This is a genomic window from Agromyces bracchium (assembly GCF_009709675.1).
Taxonomy (GTDB): Bacteria; Actinomycetota; Actinomycetes; order Actinomycetales; family Microbacteriaceae; genus Agromyces; species Agromyces bracchium.
The window spans coordinates 105,417-123,688 of record NZ_WMLB01000017.1 but is presented as its reverse complement, the minus strand read 5'-3'; the positions used below and the strand labels follow the sequence as shown (position 1 = coordinate 123,688).

16 protein-coding genes are annotated in these 18,272 nt (G+C 72.3%); 10 read left to right on the top strand and 6 right to left on the bottom strand.

Annotated elements, in window-relative coordinates:
• The first annotated feature begins 55 nt into the window (after positions 1-55).
• The gene (locus GJ743_RS06000; protein WP_155050999.1) at positions 56-2,101 is read left to right on the top strand and encodes a M13 family metallopeptidase; all 2,046 of its coding nucleotides are present in this window, start codon (positions 56-58) and stop codon (positions 2,099-2,101) included.
• A gap of 97 nt (positions 2,102-2,198) precedes the next feature.
• Positions 2,199-3,104, top strand: a complete 906-nt coding sequence (locus GJ743_RS05995; protein ID WP_328288848.1) for a serine hydrolase — start codon at positions 2,199-2,201, stop codon at positions 3,102-3,104.
• Between the two features lie 27 nt (positions 3,105-3,131).
• Here GJ743_RS05995 and GJ743_RS05990 read toward each other — a convergent pair whose 3' ends face one another.
• Positions 3,132-3,713, bottom strand: coding sequence for a TetR/AcrR family transcriptional regulator (locus tag GJ743_RS05990; RefSeq protein ID WP_155050997.1), 582 nt, complete (start codon positions 3,711-3,713; stop codon positions 3,132-3,134).
• 55 nt (positions 3,714-3,768) lie between these two features.
• Here GJ743_RS05990 and GJ743_RS05985 point away from each other — a divergent pair, with 55 nt between their 5' ends.
• Together GJ743_RS05985 and GJ743_RS05980 are read left to right on the top strand one after the other, a co-directional pair.
• Positions 3,769-4,734: an SDR family NAD(P)-dependent oxidoreductase gene (locus GJ743_RS05985; protein WP_155050996.1), complete on the top strand. Its 966-nt coding sequence runs from the start codon at positions 3,769-3,771 to the stop codon at positions 4,732-4,734.
• Between the two features lie 161 nt (positions 4,735-4,895).
• Positions 4,896-7,010 carry a multicopper oxidase family protein gene (locus GJ743_RS05980; RefSeq protein ID WP_230386550.1) on the top strand — a complete coding sequence of 705 codons (2,115 nt, stop codon included), beginning with the start codon at positions 4,896-4,898 and terminating at the stop codon, positions 7,008-7,010.
• Here GJ743_RS05980 and GJ743_RS19455 read toward each other — a convergent pair.
• From GJ743_RS19455 to GJ743_RS05960, 3 genes are all read right to left on the bottom strand, one after another.
• Complete coding sequence (locus tag GJ743_RS19455) at positions 6,989-8,509, bottom strand: alpha/beta hydrolase (RefSeq protein ID WP_230386548.1); 1,521 nt, start codon at positions 8,507-8,509, stop codon at positions 6,989-6,991. The genes GJ743_RS05980 and GJ743_RS19455 overlap by 22 nt on opposite strands.
• A 74-nt stretch (positions 8,510-8,583) precedes the next feature.
• Positions 8,584-8,988, bottom strand: coding sequence for an NUDIX domain-containing protein (locus tag GJ743_RS05965; RefSeq protein ID WP_155050995.1), 405 nt, complete (start codon positions 8,986-8,988; stop codon positions 8,584-8,586).
• Positions 8,989-9,005: 17 nt separating this feature from the next.
• Positions 9,006-9,782, bottom strand: coding sequence for a polysaccharide deacetylase family protein (locus GJ743_RS05960; RefSeq protein ID WP_155050994.1), 777 nt, complete (start codon positions 9,780-9,782; stop codon positions 9,006-9,008).
• Positions 9,783-10,003: 221 nt separating this feature from the next.
• Between GJ743_RS05960 and GJ743_RS05955 the strand changes: the two genes are divergently transcribed.
• The 6 genes from GJ743_RS05955 (at position 10,004) to GJ743_RS05930 (ending at position 15,823) form a co-directional block, all read left to right on the top strand.
• Positions 10,004-11,389 (top strand): glycine--tRNA ligase, encoded by a 1,386-nt coding sequence (locus GJ743_RS05955; protein WP_328288847.1) that lies wholly within the window; start codon positions 10,004-10,006, stop codon positions 11,387-11,389.
• Positions 11,390-11,503: 114 nt separating this feature from the next.
• Entirely contained in the window at positions 11,504-12,022 is a 519-nt protein-coding gene (locus tag GJ743_RS05950) for a thioredoxin family protein (protein ID WP_155050993.1), read from the top strand.
• A gap of 16 nt (positions 12,023-12,038) precedes the next feature.
• On the top strand, positions 12,039-12,776 hold the full coding sequence (locus tag GJ743_RS05945) for a cytochrome c biogenesis CcdA family protein (RefSeq protein ID WP_328288846.1): 738 nt from the start codon (positions 12,039-12,041) through the stop codon (positions 12,774-12,776).
• Positions 12,769-13,578, top strand: coding sequence for a response regulator transcription factor (locus GJ743_RS05940; RefSeq protein WP_328288845.1), 810 nt, complete (start codon positions 12,769-12,771; stop codon positions 13,576-13,578). The genes GJ743_RS05945 and GJ743_RS05940 overlap by 8 nt, the downstream gene beginning before the upstream one ends.
• A complete protein-coding gene (locus tag GJ743_RS05935; RefSeq protein WP_155050992.1) occupies positions 13,575-14,711 on the top strand; it encodes a sensor histidine kinase in 1,137 nt (378 codons plus the stop codon). Before GJ743_RS05940 ends, GJ743_RS05935 begins: the two co-directional genes overlap by 4 nt.
• An 89-nt stretch (positions 14,712-14,800) precedes the next feature.
• Positions 14,801-15,823: a DUF4190 domain-containing protein gene (locus GJ743_RS05930; RefSeq protein ID WP_155050991.1), complete on the top strand. Its 1,023-nt coding sequence runs from the start codon at positions 14,801-14,803 to the stop codon at positions 15,821-15,823.
• 292 nt (positions 15,824-16,115) lie between these two features.
• Here GJ743_RS05930 and GJ743_RS05925 read toward each other — a convergent pair whose 3' ends face one another.
• Together GJ743_RS05925 and GJ743_RS05920 are read right to left on the bottom strand one after the other, a co-directional pair.
• On the bottom strand, positions 16,116-16,763 hold the full coding sequence (locus GJ743_RS05925; protein ID WP_155050990.1) for a GNAT family N-acetyltransferase: 648 nt from the start codon (positions 16,761-16,763) through the stop codon (positions 16,116-16,118).
• Positions 16,764-16,818: 55 nt separating this feature from the next.
• The gene (locus tag GJ743_RS05920; protein WP_328288844.1) at positions 16,819-18,243 is read right to left on the bottom strand and encodes a glutamyl-tRNA reductase; all 1,425 of its coding nucleotides are present in this window, start codon (positions 18,241-18,243) and stop codon (positions 16,819-16,821) included.
• Positions 18,244-18,272: the final 29 nt, after the last annotated feature.

The following is an 18,272-nucleotide window of genomic DNA, read 5'->3' as shown; positions in this document are numbered from 1 at the left end:
GCGGTTCGCGGCATCCGCTCAGCACCGCCGGTCGGGTGCCGCCTAGGCTGTGGGGATGAGCGATGCGACGAAGCCCAGCGGCATCATCCTCGACGAACTCGACGCCGACGTGCGTCCGCAGGACGACCTCTTCCGTCATGTCAACGGCAAGTGGATCGACCGCACCGAGATCCCCGACGACAAGGCGCGCTACGGCAGCTTCATCGTGCTCTACGAGGAGGCCGAGCGGGCCGTCCGCGAGATCGTCGAGGAGGCGCAGGCGGCCGAGCCGGGCACCGAGGACCGCAAGGTCGGCGACCTCTACGCGTCGTTCATGAACGAGGAACGTGCGGAGATGCTCGGCTCGACCCCGATCGCGAGCCAGCTCGTCGAGGCCTCGCTGCCCGGCAGCGTCGCGCAGCTCCTCGAGGCGATCGGCCGCCTCGAGCGGCAGGGCGTCGGCGGGTTCGTGCAGCTCTTCGTCGACAACGACCCCGGCGACCCCGAGCGGTACCTGGTCTTCGTCGAGCAGGGCGGCATCGGCCTGCCCGACGAGAGCTACTACCGCGAGGAGCGCTTCGCGCCGATCCGCGAGAAGTACCTCGGCCACGTCGAACGCATGTTCGGGCTCGCCAATCTCGACGACGCCGCGGCGCGCGCGCAGCGCGTGTTCGAGCTCGAGACCGAGATCGCGAAGGTCCATTGGACGAACGTCGACTCGCGCGACAGCCAGAAGACGTACAACCTGATGCCGTGGTCGGAGGTCGCGGACGCGGCATCCGTCGACCTCGACCTCTGGCGCGACGCGATGGGCGTCCCGGACGGGGCGTTCTCCGAGCTCGTCGTGCGGCAGCCGAGCTTCGTCGAGGGCGTCGGTGCGCTGATGACCCCCGACCGGCTGCCGGCGTGGCGGGACTGGCTCGCGTGGCAGGTCGTGCACGGCGCGGCGCCGTACCTCGGCAGCGCCTTCGTCGAGGAGAACTTCGACTTCTACGGCCGCACCCTCACCGGGACCCCGCAGCTGCGCGAGCGCTGGAAGCGCGCCGTGTCGTTCGTGGAGGGCGCCATGGGCGAGGCGGTCGGCCGCATCTACGTCGAGCGGCACTTCCCGCCCGCGGCGAAGGAGGCGATGGACGAGCTCGTCGCGAACCTCGTCGAGGCCTACCGCGAGTCCATCGCCGGGCTCGACTGGATGGGCGAGGAGACGCGCGCGAAGGCGCTCGAGAAGCTCGAGAAGTTCACCCCGAAGATCGGGTACCCGGTGAAGTGGCGCGACTACTCGACGCTCGAGGTCTCCGCATCCGACCTCGTCGCCAACGTGCGCGCGGCCGCCGAGTTCGAGTTCCAGCGGCAGCTGGGCAAGATCGGCAAGCCCCTCGACCGCGACGAGTGGTTCATGACGCCGCAGACGATCAACGCCTACTACAACCCGGGCTTCAACGAGATCGTGTTCCCGGCGGCCATCCTGCAGTTCCCGTTCTTCGACGAGACCCGCGATGCCGCCGCCAACTACGGCGCGATCGGCGCGGTCATCGGGCACGAGATCGGCCACGGCTTCGACGACCAGGGCTCGCGCTTCGACGGCGACGGCCGGCTCATCGACTGGTGGACCGAGGCCGACCGCGCGGCGTTCGAGGAGCGCACGAAGACGCTCATCGAGCAGTACGACGTGCTCGTGCCGGCGCAGCTCGCCGACGGCGACGCGGCCGGTGAGCCCGCGGCATCCGCTGACGACGACGCCGCCGGGACCGAGGGCGAGACGGATGCCGCGGGCGCACCCGCGCACGTCAACGGCGCGCTGACGATCGGCGAGAACATCGGCGACCTCGGCGGGCTCGCGATCGCGTGGAAGGCGTACCTGCTCTCGCTCGGCGGGAAGAAGGCGCCGGTGATCGACGGCCTGACCGGCGCGCAGCGGTTCTTCCTCTCGTGGGCGCAGGCCTGGCAGATGAAGGGCCGCGACGCCGAGGTCGAGCGGCTGCTGGCGATCGACCCGCACTCGCCGAACGAGTTCCGGTGCAACCAGATCGTCCGGAACATCGATGAGTTCTACACTGGGTTCGAGGTCACGCCCGATGACGAGCTCTGGCTCGACCCGGCCGACCGCGTCCGCATCTGGTAGCACCTCACCCCAGACCCCCGTCCGATCCCGTCGAGCGCACCGCGATGCCGCGGTGGGGGAGCGCGAGACCCGAACGAAAGCCGCTGTTCCTGTCGTGGTGACCTCGTCCCAGGGTTCCGAGCGCCGTGCTCGGCACGCATCCTTCCGACGAAGCCGCCACCGCACCGACGAACATGTCGAGGATTTCTCGCGTGGCTTCGACTCCCTGGGCGAGCTGGCCCTCGGCGGCGTCCAGGTGTCGGCGCGTGCGACCGACCTGGCGACGGGTCGCGTGCTGTTCTCGGTCGACGACCACGTGGTGATGCCGACGGCCTCGATCGGCAAGGTGCTGCTGCTCGTCGAGGTCGCCTCGCGGCTCGGGCACGCGAGTCCCGAGGCGTTCACGGTGCTCGACCGGGCGCCCCGCGACGCGGTCGGCGACTCGGGCATCTGGCAGCACCTCCAGACGCCCTCGCTGCCGATGTCCGACCTCGCGGCGATGGTCGGCGCGACGAGCGACAACCTCGCCACGAACGTCCTCATCCGGCACATCGGACTCGAGTCGGTGCGCTCCCGCACCGAGGCACTGGGGCTCACGCGCACGGCGCTGCTCGACCTCGTGCGCGACCACCGCGGGCCCGACGACGCGCCGCAGCTGTCGATCGGCTCGGCCAAGGAGCTCACCTGGCTCTTCGCCTCGCTCGCTCGCGGCGAGATCGTGAGTCCCGAGGTCTCGCAGCGCGTCGTCGGCTGGCTCTCGCTGAACGCCGACCTCTCGATGGTCGCGTCGGCCTTCGGTCTCGACCCGCTCGCCCACCGCACGCCCGACCACGGTCTGCTCCTCATGAACAAGACCGGCACCGACGGCGGCGTGCGCAGCGAGGTCGGCGTGCTGCGCGGCCCGCGCGCCGGCGTCGCCTACGCGGTCTCGATGTACTTCGCCGACACGCAGCTCGCGTCGCGCCTCGCGGTGCTCGACGGCATGCGGCGCGTCGGGGCCGACCTGCTCGAGTACGTGCACTGAGCCCTGTCGTGCCCAGCGGGCGCGGCGTCAGCTCGCGGTCGTGGCGTCGAGGATGGTGCGCAGTGACGGCAGGGCCGCGCGGATGCGGTCGGCGAGGGGTGCGGCATCCGGTGAGGCATCGGCGAGCCAGGCGTGGAGCTCGCGCCGGAACAGCGCGAATCCGATCGCTGCGAGGAGGCTCGCGTCATCCGCCCGGAACCCGCGCTCCGCCAGCGCCGTCGCGATGGCGCCCTCCCATCGCGCCTGCTTGGCGAGTTCGCGCCCCGAGAGCGCGACGTCGGTGTCGATGACGGCCTGACGCTGGCGCAGGGCCTCGTGCGCCGGCTGCATCCGATCGGCGAGGGCGACGAGCGCCTGCTCCATGAGCGTGCCGGCCTCGATCGGGCCCCTCGGCTCGGCGATCGTCTCGAGCAGGATCGGCAGGAGCAGGTCGTCGTCGGCGAAGAGCACCTCCTCCTTGTCCTGGAATTGGCGGAAGAACGTGCGTGCGGTCACTCCGGCGCGGTCGGCGATCTGGTCGATGGTCACGGCGCCGTACCCGTGCTCGGAGAACAGGTCGAGGGCGGCGGTCGCGAGACGTTCGCGCGAGTCGGCGGGCCAGCGGGGCATGCGGACATCGTAGCCAACCCTTGTGTCATGATCTGACATCGGTCATGATGAGTCTATGACAGATGATGACATCACCTCGCCGACGGTCGTCCTGACCGGCCCCACGCGGGGCATCGGGGCGTCGATGCTCGATCGACTGCTCGAACATCCCTCCCGACCGAACCTGGTGCTGCTCGCCCGCGATCCGTTCGCGCTCGAGCGCGCGGTGCGCCGAGCCCACGACGCCGGCGTCGTCGCGACGGGCATCCCGCTCGACCTCGCCGACCTGCGCAGCGTGGATGCCGCGATCGACGAGCTCCGCGAGCTGATCGAGCTCGGCGAGCTCGCCGCGCCGAGCGCCATCATGCTCAACGCCGGCGCCCAGTTCGGCGATCGCCGCGGCACGAGCGTGCAGGGCGTCGAGCAGACCTTCGCGGTCAACGTCGTCGCCCAGCACGCGCTCGTGCGCGGCCTGCTGCCGCTGCTCGCCCCCTCGTCGCACCTGCTGCTCATGGGGTCCAGCACCCACCGCGGTCGCCTGCAGTCATTCGGGTTGCTGCCCTCCCCGCGGTATGCGCCGCCCGCAGAGCTCGCCGCGGTCGATCGAACCGAGGCGGGCGCGACCCGGCAGGCCGGCGGACGCGCCTACTCCGACAGCAAGCTCGCGCTCGTCACGCTCGCGCACGCGTGGGCGCGCCGCGCCGCGGCATCCGGTCATCGCCTGAACACCTACGACCCCGGTCTCGTGCCCGGCACCGGGCTGACGCGGACGCTGCCCGACTTCGCGTTCTGGGGCTGGGAGCACGTCATGCCGGTCATGGCGATCCTGCCGAAGGCGACCACGCCGCGCACGACCGCGCGCCACGCGATCGAGCTGCTCCTCGGCGACCGGCACGAGGGCCTGCACGGCGGCTACGTCGAGATCGGGCGGGCCACCCTCGCCGCCGAGCCGACCTTCGACCTCGGCCGGCAGGAGGAGCTCTTCGCCTGGATCGAGGGGCGGTTCCCGGCCGCGGCGGAACGGAGTGGCGCGGTCGCGTAGACGGGCGGTCGTCTCAGGCCTTCGATCGACCGTCTCTCCACCGACGGGACCTGAGTCCCGACGCTGCGCCTCGTGCACCGATAGAACTGAGGACGACTCGACTCCACACGCCGTCGCCGCCCTGCGCCCCCGCTCCGGCTCGAAACCAAGGGGAATGCAGGATGTCAGAGGCGACGCCCGCCGGGCGACCCATCAGCCGACGCACGTTCATCGCCGCCGCGGGCGCGGCCGGCGCCGGATTCATGCTCTACCTGATGCTGCCGGGCGGCGAACGCGTCGCGCTCGCGCAGATCCCGGGCGGCACGCTGCCGCCAGGCGACGTACCGAAGTTCGTCACCCCGCTGCTCGTGCCGCCCGTGATGCCGAAGGCCGGCACGATCAACCGCAAGGGCGGCAAGCCCGCCGACTACTACGAGATCTCGGTGCGGCAGTTCCCGCAGCAGATCCTGCCGGCGGGCCTGCCGATGACGACCGTGTGGGGGTACGGCGCGATCACGTCGGCGAGCAAGAAGGGCCTGCTCCTGCACAACGCCCCGTCGCTCACGATCGAGTCGAAGTGGGGCCGCCCGGTCCGGGTCAAGTGGATCAACGACCTCGTCGACGGCGCAGGCGACGCCCTGCCCCACCTCCTGCCCGTCGACCCGACGCTGCACTGGGCGAATCCGCCGGGCGGGGAGGCCGGTCGCGACACCCGGCCGACGTTCACGGGCGAGACGCCGGGTGCCTACACCGGGCCCGTCCCGCTTGTCACCCACCTGCACGGCGCGGTCGGCGTCGGCGACGAGAGCGACGGCTACGCGGAGGCGTGGTTCCTGCCCGACGCGAACGACATCCCCGGCGAGTACGCGACGCACGGCACCTGGTACGAGTTCTTCGCCGGCAAGGCCGCCGCCGCGTTCGGCGTGAGCTGGAGCCCTGGCAACGCCGTCTTCGAGTACCCGAACGACCAGCGCGAATCGACGCTCTGGTACCACGACCACACGCTCGGGATGACGCGCCTCAACGTCTACGCGGGGCCGGCCGGGTTCTTCATCGTCCGCGGCGGTCCCGACGGCGAGAAGGCCGTGCTCGACTCGCGCAGCGGAGCCACGGCAGTCCTGCCCTCGCCCGCCCCGAACGAGGGCGACAAGTTCCCGCCGAACAAGACCTACTTCGAGATCCCGATCGCCCTGCAGGATCGTTCGTTCGACGTCGACGGGTCGCTCTTCTACCCCGACACGCGCGAGTTCTTCGACGACATCGTCGGCCCCTACATCCCCGACGGCGAGTTCTCGCCGATCTGGCAGCCCGAGTTCTTCGGCAACATGATCATGGTGAACGGCAACACCTGGCCGTTCCTCGACGTGCAGCAGCGCCGGTACCGACTCCGGCTCCTGAACGGATGCCAGTCCCGGTTCCTGATCCTCGACTACTCGAACATCCCCGGGGTCGAGGTCTGGCAGATCGGCAACGAGGGCGGCTTCCTCGCCGCTCCCGTGAACATCACGGCCGACCACGGCAACCGGATGCTGCTGGGCCTCGCCGAGCGCGCGGACGTGATCGTCGACTTCACGAACGTTCCCGTCGGCGCGTACGTGCTGGGCAACGTCGGCCCCGACGAGCCGTTCGGCGGCGGCGTGCCGGACGTCGACTTCCCCGCGGCCGATCCCGCCTCGACCGGTCAGGTCATGCGGTTCGTCGTCGGACCGGCCGTGGGAGCCGACCCGACAACCCCGCCGCAGTACCTGGTGCTTCCGCCGATCACGCCGCTGCCGGCCGAGTCAGTCGTGCGCCCGCTCGCGCTCATCGAGAAGATGGCGGAGGGCTTCAACGACGAGGGCGACGTCTACGAGGGGCCCGTCGAGGCCCTGCTCGGCGACATCCAGTCGGGTGTCTGGATCGAGCGCATGTGGGAGGAGGACGTCACCGAGAACCCCGCGGTCGGGGCGACCGAGGTCTGGGAGTTCGTCAACACGACCGGCGACGCGCACCCGATGCACGTGCACGAGGTCGTGTTCGAGGTGGTGAACCGGCAGAGCCTGCAGATCGACGTGGACGGCGGGGTCGCCCAGCCCGTGCAGCCGATCGGCGATCCGCGGTCGCCCGAGCCGTGGGAGACCGGGTTCAAGGACACGGTGATCGCCTACCCCGGCGAGATCACGCGCGTGCGCGCCACGTTCGCGAACCCCGGCCAGTTCGTCTGGCACTGCCACATCGTCGAGCACGAGGACAACGAGATGATGCGCCCGTACCGGGTCGGACCCGTGCAACCGGGTCAGCCCGGCGCGCCCGCCTGATCGGTCGGACTCCGGCCGTCGAGGCGCGCGACGCCCTCGAGCACCGCGCGGTGCGTCTCGACGGCGCCGAGGATCCGGAAGTGCCCGCTGACCGGCACGCGGATGTTCGTCGCGCCCTCGAGCAGGCTCCCGTCGGGGATGTGCGGGTCGAACCGCCCGAAGACCGAGACGATACGGGCGTTGACGGATGCCGCGCGCCCGAGCAGCACGATGGTCTCGTCGCTCGGGAGCAGCGCGCGCACGCTCGGGTCGAGGATGAGCCGCGCCATGCGCGACCCCGCGAACGGGGTCGCGACGGCGACGAGGCCGACGACGCCGTGCGGCTCGCCGGCCGAGGCATCCGCTTCGGAGACCAGCAGCTGCTTGGCGACCAGGCCGCCCTTGCTGTGCGCGACGATCACGCGGCCGGAATCGGGCGCCGGGCGGCGTTCGATCGCGCGGCCCAGCCGCTTCGCGGTCTCGGCGATGCCGCGCCGGTTGGTGCCCATGCCGTGCACGACGCGCACGCGGTAGCCGGCGCCGTTCAGCGCGTCGCCGAGCGGCCGGAGGAACGACCAGTGCTCGTAGATGCCGGGCAGGAGCAGCACCTCGGGGAGGTCCTCGCGTCCCCGCCGCCACCGCGCGGGCGGGTTCCAGCCCTGAACCACGATGGCGAGCTGGCGGATGCCGGCGTACACGTAGTCGCGCGCCCACCACCAGCCGCGTGCGATCGCCGAGAGCTCCTGCGGCTCCGAGACGCGCTCGACCTCGTGCCCGACGTGCTCGCCGCGCGCGTGGCGCTCGACGAGGTCGGCGACGCGCTCGCCCGCGGTGACCATGGTCTCGTGGCCGCGGTCGGCGACCTCGACGTAGCGCCCGTGCGGCACCATGCGCGCGACCTGCTCGGCCCACGCGCGCGGCGCGAGGCGGTCGTGCTCGCCGCGGACCACGAGCGTCGGGGCCGCGACATCCGGCAGCACGAGTTCGATGCGGTGGTCGAGCATGCGCCGGAGCTGCCGGAAGTACCAGCGCGGGCCGGCCTGCAGGTACGAGCGGACGCCGAGCGCCACGACCTTCGGGCGGGTGAGCGACGGATCCTCGAGCAGGCGCACCCCCTGCATGAACGCCGAACGTTCGCGCGGGTTCACGGTCGGCGCGATGAGCACGACGGATGCCACGAGGTCGGGCCGCTGTGCGGCGGCCTCGGCCACGACCTGCGTACCCATCGAGTGCCCGACGAGCACGGCCGGCTCGCCGCCGCACTCGGCCTCGAGCAGCGCAGCCAGGTACGCGCCGGTCTCGGAGATCGTCTGCGTCTCGCGGGGTTCGGGGGCGTCGCCGAAGCCGGGCAGGTCGAGCGCGAGCACCCGGCCCTCGAGCGCGAGCGCGTCGGCGAGGTCGGACCAGTAGCGGTGGCCCATGCCGATGCCATGCACGAGCACGTACGTCGGGCGTCCGGCGCCCGACTCGGTGATGACGGTCACCGCGTCCCCGCGACGGAACTCGCGCGTCCGCGACATCCGCACCCCCTCCCGCCGGCCCCGGTTCGATCATGCCGGATGCGGCGTCGCGCCGGCTCGCCCGCGGCGGGCCGTCAGTCGATGAGGCCGGATGCCGCGAGCCGCCGCAGCACCTCGATGCCCGCCGGCGGACAGCGGTCGGCGTCGGCGGTGCCCACCCAGTGCACCGCGCCGACCTCGCCCGAGGGCACGGGCGCGGCATCCGTCTCGGCGAGGAAGACGTGCATGCGCACGTGACGGCCCTCGCCCTGCCCGTGCGCCAGCTCGCGCACGGTGAACGCCTCGACGAGGCGCGCCGGGTCGAGCACGAGCCCGACCTCCTCCAGCGCCTCGCGCGCTGCCGCCTCGGCGGGCGTCTCGCCCGCGTCGAGCTTGCCGCCCGGCATGTAGTGCACGTCGCGGCCGCGCGCCGTCACCATGAGCACGCGACGATCGCGCACGAGCGCGATGGCGGCGACGTGCAGGTCGGGCAGCGGCATCCGCCCAGCCTACGGACCTACGGGTGCTGTTCCGACGTGAAGACGTCGTTCAGCGTGACCGTCTGCAACCCGCGCTCGTCGAGGATCTCCTTGAGGCGGGGGAGGACGCCGACGACCGGGTCCTGGTTGAGGTGGCCGATGATGATGCGCCCGGAGCCGAACCACTCCGCGGCGAGGTCGACGATCTGCTGCTGGGTGATCGCGCCCGAGTCGCCGAGCGAGCCGTACCAGAGCGTGGGAACCGTGTAGCCGATCGCGGCGGCCGCGGCATCCACCCGCGCGTCGTGCACGCCGTACGGCGGCCGGAAGTACGGGCGCGCGTCGATGCCGTACACCGACTGCAGGTAGTCGTGGTTGTGCTGCAGCTGCCACTGGATCTCGGCGTCGCTGAGCGTGGTCAGGTCGGGGTGCGACCACGTGTGGTTCGCCAGCTGGATCTGGCCGCGCTCGACGAGCGGCCGGATCGCGTCGGCGTTGTCGTCCCACGACGCGTACACGCCGTTCACGAAGTAGGTGAGGCGGATGCCGTTCGCCGCCGCGAACGCGGTGTACGCGCCGACCACGGCCGAGTCGGTGCCGTCGTCGACCGTCCAGGCCATCACCTGCCCGGCATCGGCCGGGAGTGCGGTGAGCGCACCCGCGGGAACCGAGACCCGCGCGAGCTGGGGAGCCGGGAACTCCTCGACCGCGGCCTGCTCCTCCTCGGCCTCCTGGCGCTCGGCCATCACGCGGCCGACGGCGAGCACGCCGACGACCGCGACGCCGGTCAGGAACACGCGTCGGGTGAGGCCCATGCGTCGCTCCCTCCTCCGATGCGTCCGTCGTCTCGTCGGGTGCCGTCGCGGCCCGGGGCGGCCGCTTCACGAGCCGTTGTACACCGGCCCGCGGCCCGCGGCCGGGTGCACGCCCCGTGCGGCGCGAAGCCGCGGCATCCGGCGCCCTTCACATTTCGTAGGATGGAGAGCGACTTCGCGGGCGACTCGCCCGATTCCCTTCCTGGACCATTGGAGCCACCGTGGCCGCACCCACCCGTCTCGATTCCGTCATCACGCTCGCCCAGCACCGGGGCTTCGTCTTCCAGGCGGGTGAGATCTACGGCGGATCCCGCTCCGCGTGGGACTACGGGCCCCTCGGCGTCGAGCTGAAGGAGAACATCAAGCGGCAGTGGTGGCGGTCGATGGTGCAGGGCCGCGACGACGTCGTCGGCCTCGACTCGAGCGTCATCCTGCCGAAGCAGGTGTGGGAGGCCTCCGGCCACGTCGAGGTCTTCAGCGACCCGCTCATCGAGTGCCTGCACTGCCACAAGCGCTTCCGGGAAGACCATCTGGTCGAGGCGTACGAGGAGAAGAAGGGCCGCGAGCCCGAGAACGGCCTCCTCGACATCGTCTGCCCGAACTGCGGCACACGCGGCCAGTGGACCGAGCCGCGCGCCTTCTCGGGCCTGCTCAAGACCTTCCTCGGCGTCGTCGACGACGAGTCGGGCCTGCACTACCTGCGCCCCGAGACCGCGCAGGGCATCTTCGTGAACTTCGCCAACGTGCTGCAGGCGGCGCGCATGAAGCCGCCGTTCGGCATCGGCCAGATCGGCAAATCGTTCCGCAACGAGATCACGCCCGGGAACTTCATCTTCCGCACGCGCGAGTTCGAGCAGATGGAGATGGAGTTCTTCGTCGAGCCCGGCAGCGATGAGGAGTGGCACCAGTACTGGATCGACACCCGGTTCCAGTGGTACGTCGATCTCGGCATCGACCCCGAGAACCTGCGCCTGTTCGAGCACCCGAAGGACAAGCTCAGCCACTACTCCAAGCGCACGGTCGACATCGAGTACCGCTTCGGCTTCACGGGCGGCGAGTGGGGCGAGCTCGAGGGCGTCGCGAACCGCACCGACTTCGACCTGTCGACGCACGCGAAGCACTCGGGGAAAGACCTGTCGTTCTTCGACCAGCAGAAGAACGAGCGCTGGACGCCGTACGTCATCGAGCCGGCGGCGGGCCTCACCCGCTCGCTCATGGCGTTCCTCGTCGACGCGTACCACGTCGAGGAGGTGCCGAACGCCAAGGGCGGCGTCGACACCCGCACGGTGCTGAAGCTCGACCCGCGCCTCGCGCCGGTCAAGGCCGCGGTGCTGCCGCTCTCGCGCAACGAGAAGCTCTCGCCGCTCGCGCGCGAGGTCGCCGCCAACCTCCGGAAGCACTGGAACGTCGACTTCGACGACGCGGGTGCGATCGGCCGCCGCTACCGCCGCCAGGACGAGATCGGCACGCCGTTCGCGATCACGGTCGACTTCGACTCGCTCGACGACGACGCCGTGACCGTGCGGAACCGCGACACCATGGGCCAGGAGCGCGTGCCGCTCGCCGAACTCGAGGGGTACCTGGCCGCGCGCCTCGTCGGCGCCTGACCTGCGCCTGACGGGCCGTCAGGGTTCCGTAATCCCGCGGCGCGACGGGCGTTGGGCCGACGACGTAGCGTGGGGGGAGCGGGCGGAGGTCGCCCGCGGAACGAGGAAGTCGTCATGCCCGAACGCCCCGCCCGCCCCATCGCCGCGGCGATGCTGCTCGTCGCCGCGCTCGCGCTGACCGGCTGCGCCGCGCAGTCGACGGATGCCTCCGGCGCGAGCGCCGACCCCGCGACCACGACCGAGCCGTCGACGCCCGAGGCGACCCCCGACGCGACCGACGCGGCCGAGGCATCCGCCGATGCCGACGCGGCGGCCGCCGCACCGGCCGAGGGCGCGTACCTCGACTACACCGACGGCGCGATCGAGGCGACCGCCGGGCCGAAGGCGCTGTTCTTCCACGCGAGCTGGTGCCCGAAGTGCCGTTCGCTCGACGAGGACCTGAAGGCGCAGGGCGCGCCCGACGGGCTCACCGTCTTCAAGGTCGACTACGACTCGCGCACCGACCTGCGCCAGCAGTACGGCGTGACGATCCAGACGACGATCGTGTTCGTCGACGACGCGGGCGAGAAGATCTCGAGCGTCGTGCTCTACGAGGACCCCTCGGTCGAGTCGCTCGTCGCCGCGATGCCGTGAGGCGGCGGACCGCCCCGTGACCGCATCCCTCACCCTCGCCCTCGCCGCCGGCGTGCTGACCGTCGCGGCGCCGTGCGTGCTGCCGCTCCTGCCCGTGATCGTGGGCGGGTCGATCGTCCGCGACGGGGACGAACGCCGTGCGAAGTACCGCCCGTACGTGATCGCGGCGTCGCTCGCGGCATCCGTCGTCGTCTTCACGCTGCTGCTGAAGGCGACCACCGCGCTCCTCGGCATCCCGCCGCAGGTGTGGCAGGTGATCGCGGGCGGCATCGTGATCCTGCTCGGCGTCGAGCTGCTGTTCCCGCGGCTGTGGGAGCGCGTGTCGACCGCGCTCGGGTGGGGCGCGCGGAGCGGCGAGCTGCTCGACCGGTCGGTGCGCCGGCAGAGCGTCGGCGGCGACATCCTCACGGGCGCCGCGCTCGGCCCGGTGTTCTCCAGTTGCAGCCCGACCTACGCGCTCATCGTCGCGGCCGTCCTGCCGGTGTCGTTCGGCGAGGGCGTCCTGTACGTCGTCGCGTACGCGGTGGGGCTCGCGGGGATGCTGCTGCTCATTGCGCTCCTCGGCCGGACGCTCGTGCGCCGGCTCGGGTGGCTCGCGAACCCCGACGGATGGTTCCGGCGCACGATCGGCGTGATCTTCATCGTGGTCGGCATCGTGGTCGTGACCGGCTTCGACAAGACGCTGCAGACGTGGATCCTCGACGCCGGGTTGTACGATCCGATCGCACGCCTCGAGGAGGTGATCGGTGGCTGACCAGGTCGACCTGCTGCTCGACGGGCGCCTCGTGCTGCTCGTCGACGACGATCCCACCGTGCTCGAGGTGTGCCGCGCGTACCTCGAGTCGGCCGGGTTCCGGGTGCAGGATGCCGCGGACGCGTTCGTGGCGCTCGACCGGATCGCCGCCGAGCGTCCCGACCTCGTCGTGCTCGACCGGATGCTGCCCGGCGTCGACGGCATCGAGGTGTGCCGCCGCATCCGCGCGAACTCGCAGGTGCCGGTCATCATGCTCACGGCGCTCGGCGGCGAGGACGACCGCATCGCGGGCCTCGAGGCCGGAGTCGACGACTACCTCGCGAAGCCGTTCTCGCCGCGCGAGCTGACGCTGCGCGTGCAGTCGGTGCTGCGGCGGGCGCTCGCCGTCGAGGCCGCGGGCGCGGCGGTCGCGGGATCGGAGGCCGCGGTGATCTCGCGCGGTCCGCTGCGCATCGACACGGCCGCTCACACGGTCGACCTCGACGGACGCCGGCTCGCGCTCACGCAGCGCGAGTTCGAGCTGCTCGCCTTCCTCGCGCGCCGGCCCGGGACGGTGTTCTCGCGCGAGGACCTGCTGCAGGGCGTCTGGGGCTGGAGCCACGGCGACCTCTCGACGGTTACCGTGCACGTGCGCCGGCTGCGCGAGAAGATCGAGGCGGATGCCGCGAACCCGCGGATGCTCGTCACGGTCTGGGGGTACGGCTACCGGTTCGACGACCCGGGGGCGGGCACGCCGGCCACGCAGGCCGGCCCCGGCCCGACCGCTTCGACGGAACCGCCGAGGGGGGAAGAATCCCCATGAGCGGCACCGATCTCCTCCTCGTCGTCGCCGTGTCGGCCGCGATCGCCGCCGCGGTGGGCTTCATCGCCTGGCTGCTGCTCCGTCGGTTCGCGTGGGCGCCGATCGTGGTGCACCTCGTCACGGTCGTCGTCGCGGCCGTGGCATCCGTCGTCGGCGGGGTGCTCGTGGCGACGCAGGCGATGTACCTCTCCGACCACGACGCGCAGATCGCCCTCGCGATCGCGGTGACGAGCGGGGTCGTCGCGATCCTCACCGCGTCGATCCTCGGCGCCGAGATCGCGCGCGCAGCGCGCGTGCTGCGGTCGGCCGCCGAAGACCTCGGTCGTGGCATCCCGGTCGAACCCCGCCCGCTGCCGATCGGCGAGTTCCGGGCCGTGCTCGACGAGCTCGCGGCATCCGACGCCCGCATCCGCGCCGCGCGCGAGGAGGTCGAGCGCCAGGAGCAGGCCCGCCGCGAGCTCGTGACGCGCGTCGCCCACGACCTGCGCGTGCCGCTCGCCGGCATCCGCGCCCAGGCCGAGGCCCTCCAAGACGGGCTCGCGCCCGACCCCGACCGCTACCTCGCGCGCATCGCGTCGCAGGTCGACCGGCTCGACGCGCTCGTCGCCGACCTGTTCGCGGTGTCGCAGATCGACGCGGGCACGCTGCACCTGCGCACCGAGCGGCTGTCGCTGGCGGATGTCGCGAGCGACGCCGTCGCTGAGCTGCGCGGCCTCGCCGACGGCGCGGGCGTCCGCCTCGACCTCGACGTTGCGCCGGACGCGTCGCCCACGGTCGAGGGCGACGCGCTGCAACTCGGACGCGCGGTCGCGAACCTGCTCGCGAACGCGCTGCAGCACACGCCCGCGGGCGGGCGCATCGAAGTCAGCGTCGACGGCACGGGCGACGAGGTGCGCCTCGCGGTCGCCGACAGCGGACCGGGCTTCGCCGAGGAGGACCTCGCGCACGCGTTCGAGGCGGGTTGGCGCGGCTCGTCGGCGCGTTCGCCGCACCGGCTCGACGTGACGGGCGGGGCCGGTCTCGGACTCGCGATCGTGCGGGGCATCGCCCGCGCGCACGGCGGCGACGCGTCGGCGTCGAACGCGCCGGAGGGTGGTGCGGTGCTCGCGGTGACGCTGCCGCGCGCCCGGTGACACTGCCGCGCGCACCGGGTCGTTGCCGACCCCCCGAGGGCCTGCCATCATGGCGCGGGAGCGCACGTCCGAGCATCCACGGGGGAATGATGACGAACGCATCCGGACCGAACCCGCCCGACGACGACCGCACCGAGGTGCTCGACGCGCCCGGCTCGGAGCCGGAGGGGCAGCCCGCCACGCGCAACGGCCTCGGCGTCGGCGCGCTCGTCGTCGGCATCGTCGCGGCCGTCCTCGCCCTGCCGGCGTTCGCGTGGCAGTGGGCATGGATCGCGGGTGTCGTGCTCGCGGCGATCGGCCTGGTGCTCGGCATCGTCGGCCTCACGAAGGCGGACCGCTCGAAGGGCGTCGCGACCGCCGGCACGGTCGTCTCGGGCGCCGCGCTGGTGCTCGCGATCATCGTCGGGGTGCTCTACGGAACGGGCGCGCTTGGCACCGGCGGCACCCAGCCGACCGCCTCGCCGACGCCGTCCGCCTCGCCGTCGGCGTCACCGACCGAGACGCCGACGAGCACGCCGACCCAGACCCCGACCCCGACGGTGCAGGAGTGGGCCGACCAGACCTGGGGCACGTTCGCGAAGGTCGACGCGAGCGGCACGGGTGACGACGTCGTCGCGATCCCCGACGGCATCACGGGTGGCATCGTGACGGCCACGTTCGACGGCGACGACGCGCCCTTCACCCTCACCCTGCTCGACGCGTCGAACCAGGCTTCCGGCGACCCGCTCGTCGAGACGACCGACGACTACGACGGCACGACCGCCTGGGGCGTGGCGGATGCCTCGTCGGCGCGCAGCGTGCAGGTGACGGCGACCGGCTCGTGGACGATCTCGATCCAGCAGATGTCCGCGGCATCCGAACTGCCGAACGCCGCCAACGGCGAGGACGACGCCGTCTACCTCTACGGCGGCGGCGCCGCGACGCTCGCCGCGACCCACACCGGCGACGATGCCGAGGACCCGTTCGTCGTCGCCCAGCAGTCGCAGCAGGCGTTCGGCGGCGCGGCGCTCATCGACGTGACCGGCGCCTACGACGGCAGCGTGCCGCTCGCGGCCGGCCCGTCGGTCGTCACGGTCATCGCCACGGAGGACTGGACCCTCTCCGTCGGCTGAGCGGCCGCGCCGCGACGTGGCGAAATGCCCCTGATCGGCGGCGGCCACCCCCCGGACGGCGCACGAAGGAGGCCTCGGCGGGACGGACCGGCGCCGACCTCGGATCGGTCAGCGCCGACGAGCTCGCCGCCCACGTGCGCCGGCTGGCGAACGAGTTCCCTCAGCTGATCGGGTGGAGAAGTATTCGCGGTTCACCTTTCCACCTCGTCTGCGAGGTGAAGGTGTGTCCGGAGGGCCGCCCGAGCGTTACGCAGACCGATCTGCGGGGCGGGTGGGCCTGCTGAACGGCGGCTCAGACCGAGCGGCCCGCGCGCAGCGCGCGCCACTCGCGCCGCAGCATGCCGTACGACGCCGTGTCCTGCCACTCGCCGTCGTTGTACTCCTCCTCGACGAGGGTCGCCTCGCGCCGCATGCCGAGGCGTTCGCAGAGGTGGGCGGATGCCGCGTTGCGGGCGTCGAGGTGCGCGACGACGCGGTGCGCGGCGAGCCGTCCGAACGCGAGGTCGAGAAGCACGTCGGCGCCCTCGGTCGCGAGGCCGCGGCCGTGGAAGTCGGGGTGCACGACCCATCCGATCTCGAGTCGCGCGTGCTGCGCGCTCGCGAGCCGGACCATCAGGTCGCCGATGACGCGCCCGTCGAGCACCATCGCGAGGAAGATCGCGTCGCCGTCGGCGACGAGTCGGCGCATCGCCGCGCGCGCCTCGGTGTGCTCGCGAGCCTCCTCGCGCCGGCGCTCGGGCCACGGGATGTAGCGGAGCACCTCGGGCAGGCGCTGGTACTCCCAGACGTCGTCGGCGTCGACGGCGGCGAGCGGGCGGAGCGTCATCCGCGCGGTCGTCAACGGCCGGCGCTCGACCTCGGCGACGTCGTACGGCAGGCGGAGGGCCGGAGGGCCGGCGTCGGCGGCCTCGTCGGGCAGCGCGTGCAGGATCGTGGACATCGAACGGCAGCGTACCGCGCCGAACCGGGAGCAGGGCCCGGCCGGCGGGATCGGGTCAGCGCGAGCCGGAAGCCCGACGCGCGTCGTCGCGGTCGTCGGCGTCCGAAGCCAAGGCGGATGCCGTCGGCTCGGCCTCCGGCCGGATGCCGAAGATCGCCTCGAGACCGTCGAGCCAGGCCTGCTGGTCGCCGGCGCGGGCGTACTCGCGGGAGCGGACCATCGGAGTGTGCAGCAGGACGCCGGCCATGTGGCGCAGCGCGGCCTCGGTGCGGCCGTCGTCGTCGCCGCGCGAGCGGGCGCGCTCGATCTCGGCGTCGAGCACGTCGAACACGTGGCGGCGAAGCGACACGACGGCGGGAGCGAGGTCGAGCTCCTCGGCGACGCGGCCGAAGTTCCGGGCGGCGCGGTCGACGATCTCGCGGGCGGCGTCGGTCGAGCCGAACTCCTCGAGCGGTGCGTGGATCTTGATGGTCTCGAGGTCGAGCAGTTCGACGCCGGCGACTCCGACGACGTCGGGTGCGACGTTGCGCGGGAGTCCGAGATCGATCACGAGCTGGCGCGGCGCGTCGGTCGCGTCGTCAGCTGCGGCCGCGGCATCCGCCCGGCCCGCGGTGCCAGTCGACTCGCGGCCGGGCCGCAGGGCGACCGGAGCGCGCCCGTCGACGACGGCGAGCTCGGCGCGGCCCAGTTCGAGCAGGTCGCGATCGACGACGTGGTGGTCGACGGTCGTGCAGGTGACGATGAGGTCGGCGCCCGCGGCCGCCATCGCGTAGTCGGCGTTCGACACGGCGTCGATGCCGTGGTTCGCGGCGAAGCGGCTCGCGCGGCCGGAGACCGAGTGCACGGCGACGTCGACGACGCCGCGGTCGCGGAGCGCGGCGAGCGACGCGCCGGCGTAGCGGCCGGTGCCGACGAGGAGCACGCGCACGGCCGACCAGTCGGTCACGCGGCTCTCGGCGAGGTCGAGCGCGAGGCGCACGAGCGAGCGGCCCTCGTGCCCGATGCCCGTGCGGTTCTTGACCTTGCGCGACGTCTGCGAGGCGCGCTGGAACAGGCGCTCGAGCTCGGGGGTGGTCGTGCCCTCGTGGCGCGCGCGTTCGAGCGAGCGGCGGACCTGGCCGGCGATCTCGCCCTCGCCGACGACGACCGACTCGAGGCCCGCAGCGACGGAGAAGAGGTGCCCGGCGACGGCGTTGCCGTGCACGAAGTCGAAGGTGCTGCGCAGTTCGTCGGTCGAGAGACCTGCGACGTCGCCGACCGCGAAGATCGCGTCGTGCACGGCCTCGACGGGTGAGTCGCCGTCGGGCACGTCGAGGTCGAGGTAGGCCTCGAAGCGGTTGCACGTGGAGACGACGACCGCGCCGCGGACGGCGTCGTGCCCGTCGGTCACCCGCGGTCCGGCGTGCTCGGAGGACGCCGAGAGACGTTCGAGCATGTCGAAGCCGGCGTTCTTGTGGCTCGCGGAGAGACAGATGAGCACCGGTCGATTCTACCCGGCGTCGAAACCGG

Bases quoted from the DNA above. Each gene is read 5' to 3' on its own strand.
- GJ743_RS06000 (WP_155050999.1), top strand. From the start codon at position 56: ATGAGCGATGCGACGAAGCCCAGCGGCATCATCCTCGACGAACTCGAC.
- GJ743_RS05990 (WP_155050997.1), bottom strand. From the start codon at position 3,713: ATGCCCCGCTGGCCCGCCGACTCGCGCGAACGTCTCGCGACCGCCGCC.
- GJ743_RS05985 (WP_155050996.1), top strand. From the start codon at position 3,769: ATGACAGATGATGACATCACCTCGCCGACGGTCGTCCTGACCGGCCCC.
- GJ743_RS05980 (WP_230386550.1), top strand. From the start codon at position 4,896: ATGTCAGAGGCGACGCCCGCCGGGCGACCCATCAGCCGACGCACGTTC.
- GJ743_RS19455 (WP_230386548.1), bottom strand. From the start codon at position 8,509: ATGTCGCGGACGCGCGAGTTCCGTCGCGGGGACGCGGTGACCGTCATC.
- GJ743_RS05965 (WP_155050995.1), bottom strand. From the start codon at position 8,988: ATGCCGCTGCCCGACCTGCACGTCGCCGCCATCGCGCTCGTGCGCGAT.
- GJ743_RS05960 (WP_155050994.1), bottom strand. From the start codon at position 9,782: ATGGGCCTCACCCGACGCGTGTTCCTGACCGGCGTCGCGGTCGTCGGC.
- GJ743_RS05950 (WP_155050993.1), top strand. From the start codon at position 11,504: ATGCCCGAACGCCCCGCCCGCCCCATCGCCGCGGCGATGCTGCTCGTC.
- GJ743_RS05935 (WP_155050992.1), top strand. From the start codon at position 13,575: ATGAGCGGCACCGATCTCCTCCTCGTCGTCGCCGTGTCGGCCGCGATC.
- GJ743_RS05930 (WP_155050991.1), top strand. From the start codon at position 14,801: ATGACGAACGCATCCGGACCGAACCCGCCCGACGACGACCGCACCGAG.
- GJ743_RS05925 (WP_155050990.1), bottom strand. From the start codon at position 16,763: ATGTCCACGATCCTGCACGCGCTGCCCGACGAGGCCGCCGACGCCGGC.